Origin of the sequence: Oceanobacter sp. 4_MG-2023 (genome assembly GCF_030689165.1) — a bacterium.
GTDB lineage: Bacteria > Pseudomonadota > Gammaproteobacteria > Pseudomonadales > Oceanobacteraceae > Oceanobacter.
This window is the reverse complement of sequence record NZ_JAUYVV010000002.1, coordinates 122,234-137,038: the sequence shown is the minus strand read 5'-3', so window position 1 is coordinate 137,038 and position 14,805 is coordinate 122,234. Positions and strand designations below refer to the sequence as shown.

Genomic DNA, 14,805 nt, shown 5'->3' with positions numbered 1-14,805 from the left:
AACCGAACCACCAGGCATCCATCCATTCGCAATCACTGCTCCTTCTGCGGGATTGTCCGCTGTGTCGAATAAGACCCATTAACAAATTGATTGTTTATTGACCTGAATGGTTGAGATATTGATAATCCCCGCAAGCTGACCACATGGTCAGGTTTTACAACCAAGCATTCTCAGGTCATTAATCGTGATGAATATCAAACCCGTTTCCCTGCTCAGCCATATTGGTTCTGCCACTACCCGATTCGCCTTCTTCGCTGCCGTACTGGCCATTGGCTTATTGCCAATCATCCTTTCCAGTACCGCTTATGCCTCCCCCATCAAAGCTGCCTTCATATTGGTCGGCCCAGCCGATCATGTTGGCTGGAGCTATTCTCATAACCAGGGACGTCTTGCGATAGAAAGAACATTTGGCGATAAAGTCGAAACAGAAGTCGTTGAATTTGTTCCGGAAGGACGCTCTTCACGTGAGGTATTACAAGACCTGGCAGACCGAAACGATATCGTATTTGCTACTTCGTTTGGTTATATGGTTTCCACCGAGAGCATTGCCCGCGATAATCCCAATGTCATTTTTGAACACGCCACTGGATCCCGCCAAGGTGGAAACCTGGGCAATTACGCGACTCGAGCCTATCAACCCAGATACCTCTCTGGCCTGATTGCTGGCAGCATGACCAAAAATGGCAAAATTGGTTACGTTGCTGCGCATCCAATACCGGAAGTTATCCGTGGCATCAATGCATTCACCATGGGAGTCAGGGAAGTTAACCCAACGGCTGAAGTCGAAGTACTCTGGACCTATAAATGGTACGACCCGGAAAAAGATGTTGAGCTGGCCAATCAGTTGATTGAATCCGGTGTTGATTTATTAACACACCATACCGACTCATCCGCCATTGCCGAAATCGCCGAGCAGAAAAACGTTTATGTTATCGGCTACCACTCAGATATGCGTCCATTTGCACCCAGCAAACACCTGGCGTCGGTTGTTCATAACTGGGGGCCTTATTATATCAATCGTATTCAAGCCCTGTTAAACAACACCTGGAAGCCCGACAGTGAATGGACTGGCATGGCAGAATCTACCTCTCAGCTGGTTTCAATCAGCCCTGAAATTCCCGCGGATATACGCCGGCTGGTAGCCAATAAGCAACAAGAAATAATGTCCGGCCAATACTCAGTATTTGCTGGCCCGATTAAAAGCTATCGTGGCAGCACCCGCATCAAGGAAGGTAAAGAATTATCTGACGATCAGCTATTACGGATGAACTGGTACGTAGAAGGTGTCACAGGCTCGTTATTGGCTTTCTAGCCTGTTGACCCAGGGAACGAGGCATTACAACCGCGACCCGGATCACCAGACAGCCATTCCGCTGGCAGGCAAGAAGGTTATCATGGGGCAATACCTTGCCCCGGCCGGTAAACTTGGCAACTCCCCCTGATTTGGTATCAAGGATACGATGCTCTGCTGCCACAGCCATTTAACCCGATCAGAGCAGGCGGTTACGGCTGATCCATACCAAAACGTTTCAGGCGTTCATTAGTGCCGTAATAAAAGTCTCGCAGCTTTTGGGGCACGCTATTAAAGTCGGCTTCGGTGTAGGTTTTCACGCTAACGCCCTCCCCGCGCAGTTGCTTCAGGTCGGCTTGCTCCGCTTTTTCCAAGCCAGCAAAAGTTGCCTGCTCTGCCTGGGTAAAGGCCGCACTGATGACCTGCTGCTGTTCTGGCGTTAACGCATCCCACCAGCTTCTGGACACCACAAACACTCCGGGAAAAGCCATATGCCTGGTGTACATCAGGTTGGGAGCCTGGGTAGACAGCTGCAAATCAACCGCCGTAGCCAGGTCGATATCAATAGCGTCGATTTTTTCCTGTTCAAACCAGAGACGTATATCCTGAATCTGGATCGGTTGCGGATCGGCCCCCAATTGCCGATACCAGTTGTAGAATACGTCGTTGGGGAAGGTGCCTACTTTTTTACCTTTCAAATCCTGGACAGAGGCCATCGCCGCCGGCGACATAATCACCCGCATACCGGAAAAGGCATACCCCAACGCCACCAGATTGTGGCGCTCCAGACCGACCAACATGGTTTTGGCATCATCCCGCTGCGCCGCCCGACGTAACTGCCCGGTATCGGCGAACTGGTATGGCATCAGCCAGCCATTCAACGCAGGATCAAGCGTGGTCAGTGAACCAACCGCAACAATCGCCGCCTGTAGCTGTCCTCGCCCCAACAGCTCGATAATGCTGGACTCTCCACGGACTTTGGCGAAGCGGGATTCACGCACCCGAATAGTATTGCCAGAGCTGCTTTCTACGGTATTTTTAAACTGCTGCATCAGCCTGGACCAGGCGTGATCTGGTGTTGTGATCATGCCAAAGCGAATGGTCTCGGCAGCCGCGCTGGTCGCCGTGACCATGAGTAGCAGTGCCAATATGATTGTTCGGTGCTGTTGCTGCCTTGTTATTATTTTTATCATTGCTGATCCATGCCATTACGTGGAGCGGTCGTTCGTTCACCAGAGTCATGCATCTTCGTCCGTCCACCGGAGCGTCTTTTAGGTGTGTTACGGCAACCTCTGGCTATTGCTGTTCCTGCAGCCAGATGACGTATCTGGGCATAGAGAGCCAGCATCTCTCGACCCGCGGATAACAGGAATAATACTTAAGGGCTTGAATCGCACTCCTTTAGCCCGACCAAATCACTACTACTTTTGCTGCAATACCTGCCACGACTTCCCCATAAGTATTTCAACCGGGTTGGGTTGTTTACGGTCAAACACAATGTTTTAAATATGAACCAATTCGTTTTACAGCAAAATTTTTGCCAACAATGCAATCACGCTTACGCGAGCTATGTCATAAAGCCTACAATTCCATCCATCTGGACAGTGTCATAAAACTTACATTCTATTGTCATCTATATGACAAATAAACCCTGTTCTCATTTTCAACCCATTGATTTAAAAGAACTTAATATTGGAATGCCTTTTGCTGTACTAGCGTATACTTAAAGGAGGAATACACATGCAACAGTTCCAGTGGGTGCCCGGATTCGAAACAGGAATCGATGTAGTTGACTCTCAACACAAGCGAATTTTTGAGTATATCCTCGAGGTCGACAAGGCGATAAAGATGAAAAACCCGGAATCTGTAAAACAGATTGCCCGGTCTCTGATCGACTATTCCATCTCACACAATGCCTTTGAAGAGACTCTGATGGAGCGCGCTGGCTACCCCATCCTTGATGCTCACGCCAAAGTGCACGAAGCCTTTCGTGATCGCGCTTTGTCCTACAATCAACGCCTAGAAAACGGCGAAGACTGTTTCAAGGTTGCCAAAGAAGTCCGCTCAGACATCGGTTTGTGGCTCACCAATCATATCCAGCGCGACGATAAGGATTATGTCCCTTACGTCCGCAAATCACTCGAAGGCGGGTTTGTCGGCCGTATGGTGAAACGCTTTTTTGCCTGATTTGTTCAACCTGCATACGGATCACTTCGCCATAATCCCCAGAGTGCCTGCCTTGCCAGGCACTCTGGCCCCCAACAACCCATGCGCCATTCTATATAAATCCAACCTGGCAGAGATTTGCCTTTTATATTGATAGGCTTATCAACTTAGAAAACCCACCCTGACTATTGACAAAAATAACAATATATTTTTTATTTGCGATCCATAATTTCTTCTGCTAGCATCAAATTTTTAGCACCATAGCAGTAGTTGGAAGGCTTTATTTTACATGAATAAACAATCATTCATATCCGACTCATTTAGCAATTTTTTACCGAAATCAACCATTCAAGATTTTTTGCTTTCGTTCGAGAATCGATCAAAATCAATTTTCAGAGTCGAAAGCAACACCCAATAAAAAACGACCTTAAAGATATAAAAATCGCATACCCATAAAAACAACATAATTGCGAAAACACTGGCCACTCTGAAATTTTTATTTCGGCAACCATGATTATAAATATATCAACAATATACTTTATATTCATTGATTAAATAAAATTCAATTTCCTGGATTTATTAAAATCCACAAGGTTAAGACATGCAAAAATTCCAATGGATACCAGAATTTGAAACCGGTATTGATGTCATTGACTCTCAGCACAAACGAATCTTTGAATACATAATTGAGGTTGATAAAGCCATCCTGATGAGAAATCCGGATTCGGTAAAACAAATTGCCAAGGCATTGATTGATTACTCAATTTCTCATAATTCCTTTGAAGAAACCTTAATGGAACGCGCCAACTACCCCATTCTGAATGCTCATGCCAAGGTGCATGAAGCCTTCCGGAAACGGGTACTTTCTTACGACAAGCGCCTCGAAGAGGGTGAGGACTGCTTTAACGTGGCCAAGGAAGTCCGCTCGGATATCGGCTTGTGGCTCACCAATCATATCCAGCGCGACGATAAGGATTATGTCCCTTACGTCCGTAAATCACTCGAGGGGGGATTTGTCAGCCGCATGGTCAAACGCTTTTTTGCCTGATCCTCTTGGTCAGCATGTCTATTCACATGGTGATACGCTGTAGGACTGTAGGCTTGTGTGAACCGCCAAACCACACAGGTCTGCAGCTCATCTCAATACGCCGCCATTTCATATATTCAAATAACGTCACTCTCTCCTGCTGTCACAGCCATTGTCATAACACTCATCACCGCCCCATATGTCATGATACCCCAGTAGAATGATCATGAGATCATCAAAAAAATCTCAATATCAATCATACTTACGAAACTTACAAAATTTACAAATCTTGTTATTTACGCAAAAGAATCCTCGGTGCTAGAGTAACAAAACCCTCACAAACACAATGGAATAAATAACCGGTTTTCTATGTGTCAACAAATGTGTCTGAATTTATTTAGAGCCTAAATAAACCACAAGATCTACTTGTCTTATTTTCTGTGGTTAAAACAAGAACCAGGTCACATTTACAAACAAAGAACATTAAACGTCACAAAAAACTGCTGCCTTGATGAGTCAGATTTCATTTTGAATTTATTGTAATTTTAAAGGAATAATATATATGCAGAAATTCCAGTGGATACCCGAATTTGAAACAGGTATTGATATCATTGACTCTCAACACAAGCGGATATTCGAATATATTCTTGAAGTTGACAGAGCTATTTTGATGCAAGACTCTGATGCCGTAAAACAGATTGCGGGGTCATTGATCGACTATTCCATCTCACACAATGCTTTTGAAGAGACTTTGATGGAGCGCGCCAATTATCCTATTTTGGCAGCTCATGCCAAAGTGCACGAAGCCTTTCGTGATCGCGCTTTGTCCTACAATCAACGCATCGAAAACGGCGAAGACTGTTTCAAGGTTGCCAAAGAAGTCCGCTCAGACATCGGTTTGTGGCTCACCAATCATATCCAGCGCGACGATAAGGATTATGTCCCTTACGTCCGCAAATCACTCGAAGGCGGGTTTGTCGGCCGTATGGTGAAACGCTTTTTTGCATGATTGATACAATCCCAGGCGCTGGCAATTCCCTCAACCCTCAGGGCAATTGCCACCCTTTTACGCTGCCAGTCAGCTTTCCAAGCAATCAGATCACCGCTTAACAACCTTATAGAGTTATCAGATACCCATACCCATACAAGGTTGCGCAGCACAGCGGCAACATCAGCAACGCGTAATAACGATTGGCCCACATCATGGCACGGGCGCTCATACCAAAACGCGCCTGCAAACTCAGTTGAATACCCGACAGTGGCGAAATCCCTACGCCAATGGCCCACCCCATCAAAAAGGTCAAACCGAGCAGGTTCGGGTCATCCACGCTACCCGCCAACAAACTGCCCGCCAGCACAACACTGGTCACTGGATGCATCCCCGCAATCGCGGCGATAACCAGCACCAACAGGGTGACACAGGCTTCTAAAGCACCAAACTGATCGGGAGCAACGGATATATCCAAGGCATTCATACTGGCTGACACCCCCGCCGCCAGGACTGCCGCCCCGAGAAACAAGGCAATTTCACTGCACATGCCAGGCAGCCCCACCCGGATATGTTGCACAATGTCTTTGGCACCTTTTCCGCCTCGCGTCAGCAGCAGCCAGATCAACGAGAATACAATGGCAATCAGGGTAACAAGCGTCAGTACCGCCAGTTCTGGCCAGATCCAGTGGCTGACGATCACCAGTACCGCCAACACCAACGGCATCCAGAGCGACGACCAGCGCAAAGGGTAGCCTATGGCGTTTTCTGCTGCCGGGTTACGGCGAATCTCCCAGGCAGAAAACAGCAGCGCCACCAATGCCAACGGCAAACCAAACAGCACCAGTGTTATTAATTGCGCCCCCGGAGCGCTCAGCAACGTCAATCCCATCGCTGCAAAGAAAGGTGACCAAAAAGCACAGGCCGAAAAGGCTCGCAACAGCACCATGCCCTGTTCGGGTTGCAAGGGCTGATGCTGACGAGCATGGGCCAGACGGTCACCAACAATCAGTGCGGCAGAGATATTCAATACCGATGCAATCAGATGAGTACTGAACAAGGTTTTTTGCAGCGCCTGGACGCCTTGTGGCAACCGTTCTGTGGCACTCATTCCCGCCAACGCCACCAGCCGTAAAAAACTGACGCCAATGATCATCGCCAGCAACATCTGATTACCCTCAACCGCCTTGAGCCAATACGAGGCAGAGGAACCCTGCCAGGCAGCAAAGACCAGCCCGGCAACACCCACCAGCATCAGCCCGCCAATCTGTCGGCGTTGGGACGCTTTTATCTGAGGGATCAACAAGGCCGTTGCGACCCACAGCGGTACACCAGCCACCCAGGCTGGAAAATCGATCAACAGCGCGTTGGTCAACACCAGTACCAACGCCAATAACAACAGCCAGCCCGCTAACGGGGGAGTACCGGCGCCAGTATTCAGCCAGCGCCGCAAACAAGTAAGGAAGCACAAAGGGGAAGACATCCAGAATCCGACAGATTGAGCAGAAAAAACGTGATTGATAATAACCAAAGAACACGATCAGGTGATCAGGTTACAACGAGCAGCAATAACAGCAAGGTGAAATCCAACCGGGATCAAGAATGGCACTGATGCTGCAGCAACAAATACCAAGACCGCACACCACACCACAAACCGTACAATGAGAAACGTCGTCGTGAGCCATGTTACCAAAACACCATCATCCAACACTGCTGAAAGCCTCACCGACGCTGGACTACATTATATTGGCCCCCTGATGACACCAGCAGAAGCCGATGCCTGGCAAGGCTGGCTTCTCAACAATATTACCTGGAGTGATGACGGCTACGAAGCATTTGGGCGGCGCTTCCCGATCCCGCGACGACAGGCCTGGTTTGCCGATGAGGGTATTTGTTATCGCTATTCTGATAATTTATTACCCACCCAACCGTGGCCAGAACCTTTGCAGCACCTGCGCCAGCAAGTGGAAACCCAATCCCGGCAGCGTTTTAACTCGGTACTGGCAACCCTGTATCGTTCAGGGTCAGACTCTGTTGGCTGGCATGCCGATGATGAACCGGAGCTGGGACCAGCACCAGTGATTGCTTCCCTGTCGGTGGGCGCTACACGGATATTCCGCTTGCGGCCTAAAGCCGCACCAGAACAGCAACGAGCGGTTCCGATGCATAGTGGTGATCTCTGGCTGATGCAGCCGCAATGTCAGCAACACTGGGAGCACGCAGTGATCGCCGAACCCGGCGTACAACAGCCCCGTATCAACCTGACGTTTCGCTGGGTTACACCGCCATCGACCTGACATCGACCTGACATCGATATTACCCGAAACCGGCTTTATTCACGGCCAGCCGTCTCCACCAGACAATCCGCCAGCAGCTCCGCCAGATGCATGGGCCGGGCATCGCTGTGCTGGCGTATTTGCTGACGACAGGAAAACCCATTCGCCAGGACCTGCCGGTCGCCCCGGTTACTCAGCGCGGGCAGCAAGCCTTGCTGTGCCATGGCCAGGCTGTGCTGCGCATGCTCGGCTTCCAGCCCAAAACTGCCAGCCATGCCGCAGCAGCTGGATTCGATAAAATCAAACGAATGCTCCGGAATCAGCTTCAGCACCCGCCGCACGGACTTCATCGCCCCAACGGCTTTCTGATGGCAGTGACCATGTACCAGCGTGCCAGAAACCGGACTCGACAACGGCAGATTCAAGCGTCCGGACTTGCTCTCACGCGCAATAAACTCTTCAAACAACAGACTGTGTTTGGCTGCTGTAACCGCGGCCTCCCCCAGCCCCAAGGCCTGGGCGTCATCGCGCAAGCCCAGCACACAAGAGGCTTCCAGCCCCACAATACTGTAACCCTGCTCAACCAGCGGCAATATAGCCTGAATCAGCCGACTGGCCTCCGTCCGGGCCCGATCAATCATGCCCTGTGCCAACCAGGTACGACCACAACAGTATGGTCGTGCATTCTGGCTGGAACCACTGGCATGAGCATCCGGCTGCAGCAACCGCACCTGATATCCACCGGCCTCCAGCACCGTAATGGCGGCCTCAACAATATGCGGCTCGTAATAACGCGTAAAGGTATCCACAAACATCGCAACTTTATGGCCATTAAGGTTGCCAGCAACCGCCGGACTGGCCAGTGCCTCAAGCCGCTTGGCGGACCGGACCGGCAGCTTCACCGCCGGGTTCAGACCCATCACAGGGTCCACCATCCGACGCAGCCAGCCACTGCGGTTACGCAGCTGTATCAAGGTATCCAGCCAGGGATGCTGATGCTGCCATTGCGGCAATGAAGCCATCAGCCGGGAACGCCAACTGCGAGGCTGAAGGGCATATTTTTGCGCCAGATATTCAGCCTTGATCAGCGGCATATCGACACTGCTTTCACACTCGCGCTTGCAGCCCTTGCAACTGACACACAGATCCATTGCCTGCTGCAATTCCGGGTCCAGCAACGGCGCTGAATCCTGACGCGTCGACAAGGCCGCCTTGAGCAGACGCACCCGGCCACCGGTAGCCAGATTCGGATCACCGCTGACCCGATAACTGGGGCACATCACCTGCTTGCCAGCGGCTTCGCACTGGCGACTATTGATACACGCGGCAATGGCCTTGGCGTAATGGCCTCCGTATTTGGGAATATCGGCATACGCGTCCCCCATCCCCGCATCACGGTAAGCAGACCAATCCAGCTGCAGTTCAAGATCCTGAGGGGCAGATTCCGGTGACAGGCACGCTGTAGAAGTCGAAGAATCCGTCATAAACAATACCAACCCGCGATAAATGTAAGCTGGTCAGAGTGCAATCTCCATTCCTACCGACGACTGGCCAAGCAGCCCCTGTAAATGCCATCACCACATGGATTCCTTGCGCTCCGGGTCGTTACATCCCCCGGAAGAAACGTGACAAAACCGGTCGCTGTTCCCGGCTTGTCGGCTTTGCGACAGCGCCAGCCAGACCCCAATCGACCAGCCAGACCAACCGGCAAGAGCACCCACCGGGTCCAGAGCAGAAAATGCCATCACGTACAGATTGGTTGTGTATTTGCAATATCAGCGTCTTCCCTGCCAATGAGGTAACGCCTGATGATGACGTTTTATATGACCCCCGGCTCCTGCTCGACAGGTATTCATATTCTGCTGGAAGAACTGGAACAGGTATTCAGTGCCACTGTTCTGAACCTGCCCGCGGGCGATGGACAAAAGCCGGAGTACCTGGCTATCAACCCGAAGGGCACCATTCCCACCCTGGTGCTTGATGACGGCACGGCGTTGACCGATTTTGTTGCCATTGCCTGGTGGCTGGCCCAGCGCTGGCCGAAAAAAGCCTTGTTACCAAGCGATCCGACGGCCCAGGCTGTTGCCCTCGACCGGCTCAATTATCTGGTCGGCACCCTGCATGGACACGGTTTTACCCGTATTTTTACTCCCAATCGCTACCTGCTGCATGCGGATGATCGTGATGCCATCGAGCGCCAGGGCCGGACTCTGGTACAAAAAGGCTTCCACCAGGTTGCCCAATGGCTGGAAGCATCTCCCGGTGCATTACTGTATGAGCATTTGTCAATTGTGGATGCCGCGCTGTTTTATAACGAGTTCTGGGCCAACCGCCTGGGTATGACATTACCCAGTGCCTGCCAAATTCATTACCAGGCAATGACGCAACGCCCAACGGTACAACAAGTATTAATGGAAGAAGGATATCGACAGTTTTGACGGTTACGATTGTCAATATTGACTTTTCCAGCAACCACTGACCAATAAAAAACCGTATTATTCAGGAAATAAAACAATCATGTAACCATTGGAAACAAGTTACTTACCATAGGTAACAGAAAGAAACAGCGGCAAGCACAGCCAGAAAAAAGTCAGCGAAATAATTTTTAAATGACACCCACGACATATTGCACCACTTGGTGGCGCAATATGTCATTCAAAAAAAATGCACCCAGCCACAAACAACCATTCAAAGCCAGCCTTGTTTTTATAGCTGTCAATAAAGCCATCGTTTGATTTTTTTATTTTGATAACCAGATCACATTTTATTGTCGCTCATACTTTTAAATATCGTATGTTTTTTTATTCTGCATCAAGCATGATGATCCACGGAACCAAACACTCGCTTCAGCGTTGCGCTGACCCAACTGCTTTCCTTGCGTAATGCCTTACGCACCAGAGACGCATAGTTCTGATCTTCTTCCTTGATGTGCTGCAGCAGCCAGCGCATCAGCCCTGTACGCATTTTCCGGGCGACATTCATCGGGTCTGTACCACCATGGAGCTGCTCTCTCAGCAACTCCATATGTTCACAAAACTTCTCATGTATCAGTAAGTGATCATCCAGCAACGGGTAGCCTGCCCGCGCCATCAACTGCTCCTCAAAGCTGAAGTGATCAACGGTATAATCTTTCAACCGATCCATCACGCTATAGACTTCACTAACGTCATTATGCTCGATCGCATGGTGCAAATCATTCACATAGTCTGCGATACGTCTATGCTGACTATCAATAATGTCAACACCAATATCATACGAAGCATTCCAGACAAAATAACTCACGACCATCTCCTTTAATCGCAGAAATACAATGGCTACTTCAACGCCAAACATCTGCATTCAAATAAGCACGTATAGAATTCAGACCAAACGGTCTCAACCAACAGGCCGGTGATTGTAGCCGCGAAATATGAAAAAAAATAATGACATAAATCACATCATATAACATATAACCAATTAGTTATATAAAAATTATAAAACCTTGGTTTTTTAATTATCGACAATCGGACAATCTAAAAAATCAGAAATGTAATATCAAAACAAAGATGACAATATGATTAAATATTTAAATTTTTACAACCAACACCCCTGGATCTATTTTCTTTTTTTATAAAAACTCCGCAATACCCAATGGGGAATAATTGAGTGTTCCCTGCCACCAATGATCTTTATACTGCAAGCGACCTTTCGTTTTGCCTTGCAGTGGCCACAGCCCGGTTACTGATTCCGGACACTGCATTCATACGATCAGCCACCGTCTCAACCACCCCACCACCAGAGTCATCATGTCCCGAAAGTCGTTTCCCCGCTCATCCAGCCACAAACCATCTGCCACCCCAGCGGCAAACAAGGCAGCGGTATTACATCCGCGCAATCGCCACCAGCAGCGTTATGACTTTGACGCATTGACGGCCACCAGCCCTGAGTTAGCCGCTTTTATTCGGCTCACCCCAAGTGGCAATCATTCCATCGACTTTACCGACCCGGTGGCCATCAAGGCATTAAACCGGGCCTTGTTACAAAACTGGTACCAAATCAATGACTGGGATATTCCCGACGGCTACCTCTGCCCTCCCATCCCTGGACGCGCAGACTATATCCATAATCTGGCCGACCTGTTGGCGGCCGCCAATGGTGGCAAAATACCGGCGGGCAAGCGTATTCAGGCCCTGGACATTGGCTGTGGTGCCAACTGTATTTATCCGCTGATCGGCCAGAGCGAATATGGCTGGCGCTTTATTGCCGCAGATATCGACCCGGTCTCCCTGGCATCCGCCGAACGTGTGCTGACCGCCAACCCGTTACAACAGGCCGCCATTAGCCTGCGCCAGCAACCCGACAAGCACTGTTATTTCACTCACGTGCTACAGCACAATGAATTTCTCGACCTGACCCTGTGTAACCCGCCGTTCCATGAGTCGCCAGAGCAGATGTCGCGTGGCAACCAGCGTAAATGGAAAAACCTGGGCAAATGGGACACCCCTCAAGAAAGCCACAGCTCAGAGTCCACTCCCAAAAACCAGCCGCTCAACTTCGGTGGTCAAAATAATGAATTATGGTGTGAAGGTGGCGAAGTCCACTTTATCAGTCAGATGATGCGGGAAAGCCAACAGTACGCCAGCCAGGTGTACTGGTTTACGTCACTGGTATCACGACAGGCAGCGCTACCGGCGCTGAAAAAGGTCTTGCGAGAGATCGGTGTGGTGCAGCAGCAAACAATTACCATGACGCAAGGTCAAAAAAGCAGTCGTTTTATTGCCTGGAGTTTTCTCAACGCAGAACAACAGACTATCTGGCGGCAAATGCGCTGGCAAAATACAACGCGCCGTTAGCCGTTATCTTCAGTACTGGTGGGAGGACGGGAGAGAACACAAGAACAAGACGAATAGAATAAACACAGACAGCTGACAAAGAGCCGGTGTATCACCCCGGCTCTTGCCCTGATTTCCTGAGAACAAGAAAAACCCATGAATCTCTTTGTTAATACATCCGTTGTAGCTGATCCAGCCCACCCCGATAGACGCCACTGATCACGGCTTCGGCTTCCGGTCGGGACATACCCTTGGCATCAAAGGTCGATTGCCAGGTGACTTTCGACTGACTGTCACCCATCGACGTGACACTGATGGTCGCGTTATACGCTTCGACCGGTAATGGCCCGGAGAGGATACGATAGCTGTAATTCATGCCGTTGTTGTCGCGGCTGGTCTCTTCTTCAACAATTTCCGCACCGTCCTGCAAGGTCAGATAACGTCGATCCGATACCTGCTTGCTGAGTTTTACCGCCGGATGCCAGCGGTTCAAATCATTAAACTCCCCCACCAATGCCCAGACTTCTGCCACAGGGGCATTCACCTTGACGGATTCAGTCACCGACGCCTGTCCGTCCATGCTGTCCATATGAGCACAAGATGCGGTTAATGCTGAACCACAGATCACCAGGGTAGAAAATGTTTTGTTCATAAATATAGGCCTACGTTTTTTGTTATTGGCCTGTCATAGCATGCGCAGTCATACGCCGGTCAAACATACTGCTTTGTATGGAGTCTTGACCTCCTTAAGCAGGGTATCTGTTCGCCATTGTTTTCTTATCCCTCCCTGCTTGACCCCGCAAACCGCTGTGCTAATGTGCGCGGCTTTTCGCTGTCCGGCTCACGAGGAATTCCATGATTTGCGGCTTCGACTACGGTACTTCCAACTGCGCCATGGGCGTCAAATCACAGGATGCCGTGCAACTGCTGGCCGTTGATGGCGACCAATGCTTTATGCCGTCGGCGCTGTACACCCTCGGCCGGGAATTGATCTGTGAGCAGGTCGGACTGGCCATGACCGAAGGACCGCAACGGGATGATTTCATCAAAACCCGGCGGGGGCCATTACAACTGGCCCAGCGGGCGCGGCGTGAGCTGGACCTGGGGCCAGCCTCCGAAGACACCGATGCCGTTATGCAGGTCGGCCAGCAAGCCTTTGCACACTATTTTGCCGACCCGGAAGAAGGCTACTTCGTCAAATCGCCCAAATCCTACCTGGGTGCCAGCGGCCTGCGACCGGAGTTTGTGCATTTTTTTGAAGACATCGTGACCGCCATGATGCAAACGGTGAAGCAGCGGGCCGAGTTATCCCTTGGCCAGACCCTGACTCATACGGTAATCGGGCGACCGGTCAACTTCCAGGGCGTCAATGCCGAACACAGCAACCGCCAGGCGCTGGATATCCTCAGTATTGCGGCCAAACGCAGCGGCTTTCAGTCCGTCGAGTTTCTTTATGAGCCGATTGCCGCCGGGCTAAGCTTTGAGCGTCATCTCACCGGCAACCAGACGGTGTTGGTGGTGGATATCGGTGGTGGTACCAGTGACTGTGCCATGGTGAGAATGGGCCCGGATCACCGCGACCGCGACGACCGCAGCGCCGACTTTCTCGGCCACACCGGTGAACGCATCGGGGGAAATGATCTCGATATCACGCTGGCGGGCAGACAGCTGATGCCGCTGTTTGGCATGAACGCCAGCCTTAAAAGCGGCAAACCCATGCCCACCAAAACCTTTCTCGATGCCGTCTGTACCAATGATGTCGGTGCGTTGTCGCGCTTCAGCAGCCTGGAAACCACCCTCCACTTGCAGCAACTGCAACGGGACTGCCTGCAACCAGAGCTGATCAGCCGCCTGTTACATTTGCAAACCAACAAGCAGAACCAGCAACTGGTACGCTGTGCTGAAAGCGCCAAGATTGCCCTGTCCGATACCGACAGCACCCGCGTAGCGCTGGATTTTGTCGAAGCCGGGCTGGACACCCAGGTCTCCAGAAGCGGGCTGGAAAATGCAATCCAGCGCCCGCTGCAACGAATCAGTGAACTGATGGCTGAAGCCGTCGCCCAGGCCGGTGTGCAGCCAGACCAGGTATTTATCACCGGTGGCAGTGCCCGCTCACCAATCATTCGTCAGGCGGTGGCGCGCACCCTGGGGGATATTCCATTGCTGGACGGTGATCATTTTGGCAGCGTGGTCTCCGGCCTGACCGAATGGGCACAGCGGATATATCGCTGATATGCGCTCAGAAG

14 protein-coding genes are annotated in these 14,805 nt (G+C 50.6%); 8 read left to right on the top strand and 6 right to left on the bottom strand.

Going from position 1 to position 14,805, the window contains the following annotated elements:
- The first annotated feature begins 187 nt into the window (after positions 1-187).
- Positions 188-1,312 (top strand): BMP family ABC transporter substrate-binding protein, encoded by a 1,125-nt coding sequence (locus tag Q8W24_RS02310; protein ID WP_303431707.1) that lies wholly within the window; start codon positions 188-190, stop codon positions 1,310-1,312.
- 191 nt (positions 1,313-1,503) lie between these two features.
- Here the strand turns inward: Q8W24_RS02310 and Q8W24_RS02305 are convergent, their stop codons facing one another.
- A complete protein-coding gene (locus Q8W24_RS02305) occupies positions 1,504-2,424 on the bottom strand; it encodes a TRAP transporter substrate-binding protein (protein ID WP_305474259.1) in 921 nt (306 codons plus the stop codon).
- Positions 2,425-3,031: 607 nt separating this feature from the next.
- Between Q8W24_RS02305 and Q8W24_RS02300 the strand changes: the two genes are divergently transcribed.
- From Q8W24_RS02300 to Q8W24_RS02290, 3 genes are all read left to right on the top strand, one after another.
- Positions 3,032-3,478, top strand: coding sequence for a bacteriohemerythrin (locus Q8W24_RS02300; RefSeq protein WP_303431709.1), 447 nt, complete (start codon positions 3,032-3,034; stop codon positions 3,476-3,478).
- Positions 3,479-4,058: 580 nt separating this feature from the next.
- On the top strand, positions 4,059-4,505 hold the full coding sequence (locus tag Q8W24_RS02295) for a bacteriohemerythrin (RefSeq protein ID WP_303431710.1): 447 nt from the start codon (positions 4,059-4,061) through the stop codon (positions 4,503-4,505).
- 541 nt (positions 4,506-5,046) lie between these two features.
- The gene (locus Q8W24_RS02290; protein WP_305413214.1) at positions 5,047-5,493 is read left to right on the top strand and encodes a bacteriohemerythrin; all 447 of its coding nucleotides are present in this window, start codon (positions 5,047-5,049) and stop codon (positions 5,491-5,493) included.
- A gap of 106 nt (positions 5,494-5,599) precedes the next feature.
- Here Q8W24_RS02290 and Q8W24_RS02285 read toward each other — a convergent pair whose 3' ends face one another.
- Positions 5,600-6,955, bottom strand: coding sequence for a hypothetical protein (locus Q8W24_RS02285; RefSeq protein WP_305474257.1), 1,356 nt, complete (start codon positions 6,953-6,955; stop codon positions 5,600-5,602).
- Between the two features lie 193 nt (positions 6,956-7,148).
- On the opposite strand from Q8W24_RS02285, the gene Q8W24_RS02280 reads away from it, so the two are divergent.
- Entirely contained in the window at positions 7,149-7,769 is a 621-nt protein-coding gene (locus tag Q8W24_RS02280; protein ID WP_305474255.1) for an alpha-ketoglutarate-dependent dioxygenase AlkB, read from the top strand.
- A 35-nt stretch (positions 7,770-7,804) separates the two neighbouring features.
- On the opposite strand, the gene Q8W24_RS02275 is transcribed toward Q8W24_RS02280, so the two are convergent.
- Both Q8W24_RS02275 and Q8W24_RS02270 read right to left on the bottom strand, forming a co-directional pair.
- A complete protein-coding gene (locus Q8W24_RS02275; protein WP_305474254.1) occupies positions 7,805-9,232 on the bottom strand; it encodes a (Fe-S)-binding protein in 1,428 nt (475 codons plus the stop codon).
- 90 nt (positions 9,233-9,322) lie between these two features.
- Positions 9,323-9,493 (bottom strand): hypothetical protein, encoded by a 171-nt coding sequence (locus tag Q8W24_RS02270; RefSeq protein ID WP_305474253.1) that lies wholly within the window; start codon positions 9,491-9,493, stop codon positions 9,323-9,325.
- Between the two features lie 63 nt (positions 9,494-9,556).
- Here Q8W24_RS02270 and Q8W24_RS02265 point away from each other — a divergent pair, with 63 nt between their 5' ends.
- Positions 9,557-10,186, top strand: coding sequence for a glutathione S-transferase family protein (locus tag Q8W24_RS02265; RefSeq protein WP_305474252.1), 630 nt, complete (start codon positions 9,557-9,559; stop codon positions 10,184-10,186).
- A gap of 373 nt (positions 10,187-10,559) precedes the next feature.
- On the opposite strand, the gene Q8W24_RS02260 is transcribed toward Q8W24_RS02265, so the two are convergent.
- On the bottom strand, positions 10,560-11,030 hold the full coding sequence (locus Q8W24_RS02260) for a bacteriohemerythrin (RefSeq protein ID WP_303434311.1): 471 nt from the start codon (positions 11,028-11,030) through the stop codon (positions 10,560-10,562).
- Positions 11,031-11,533: 503 nt separating this feature from the next.
- On the opposite strand from Q8W24_RS02260, the gene rlmF reads away from it, so the two are divergent.
- On the top strand, positions 11,534-12,580 hold the full coding sequence (gene rlmF / locus Q8W24_RS02255) for a 23S rRNA (adenine(1618)-N(6))-methyltransferase RlmF (protein ID WP_305474250.1): 1,047 nt from the start codon (positions 11,534-11,536) through the stop codon (positions 12,578-12,580).
- A 148-nt stretch (positions 12,581-12,728) separates the two neighbouring features.
- Here rlmF and Q8W24_RS02250 read toward each other — a convergent pair whose 3' ends face one another.
- A complete protein-coding gene (locus Q8W24_RS02250; RefSeq protein WP_305474249.1) occupies positions 12,729-13,211 on the bottom strand; it encodes an SRPBCC family protein in 483 nt (160 codons plus the stop codon).
- Positions 13,212-13,414: 203 nt separating this feature from the next.
- Here Q8W24_RS02250 and yegD point away from each other — a divergent pair, with 203 nt between their 5' ends.
- Complete coding sequence (gene yegD / locus Q8W24_RS02245) at positions 13,415-14,791, top strand: molecular chaperone (protein WP_305474247.1); 1,377 nt, start codon at positions 13,415-13,417, stop codon at positions 14,789-14,791.
- Positions 14,792-14,805: the final 14 nt, after the last annotated feature.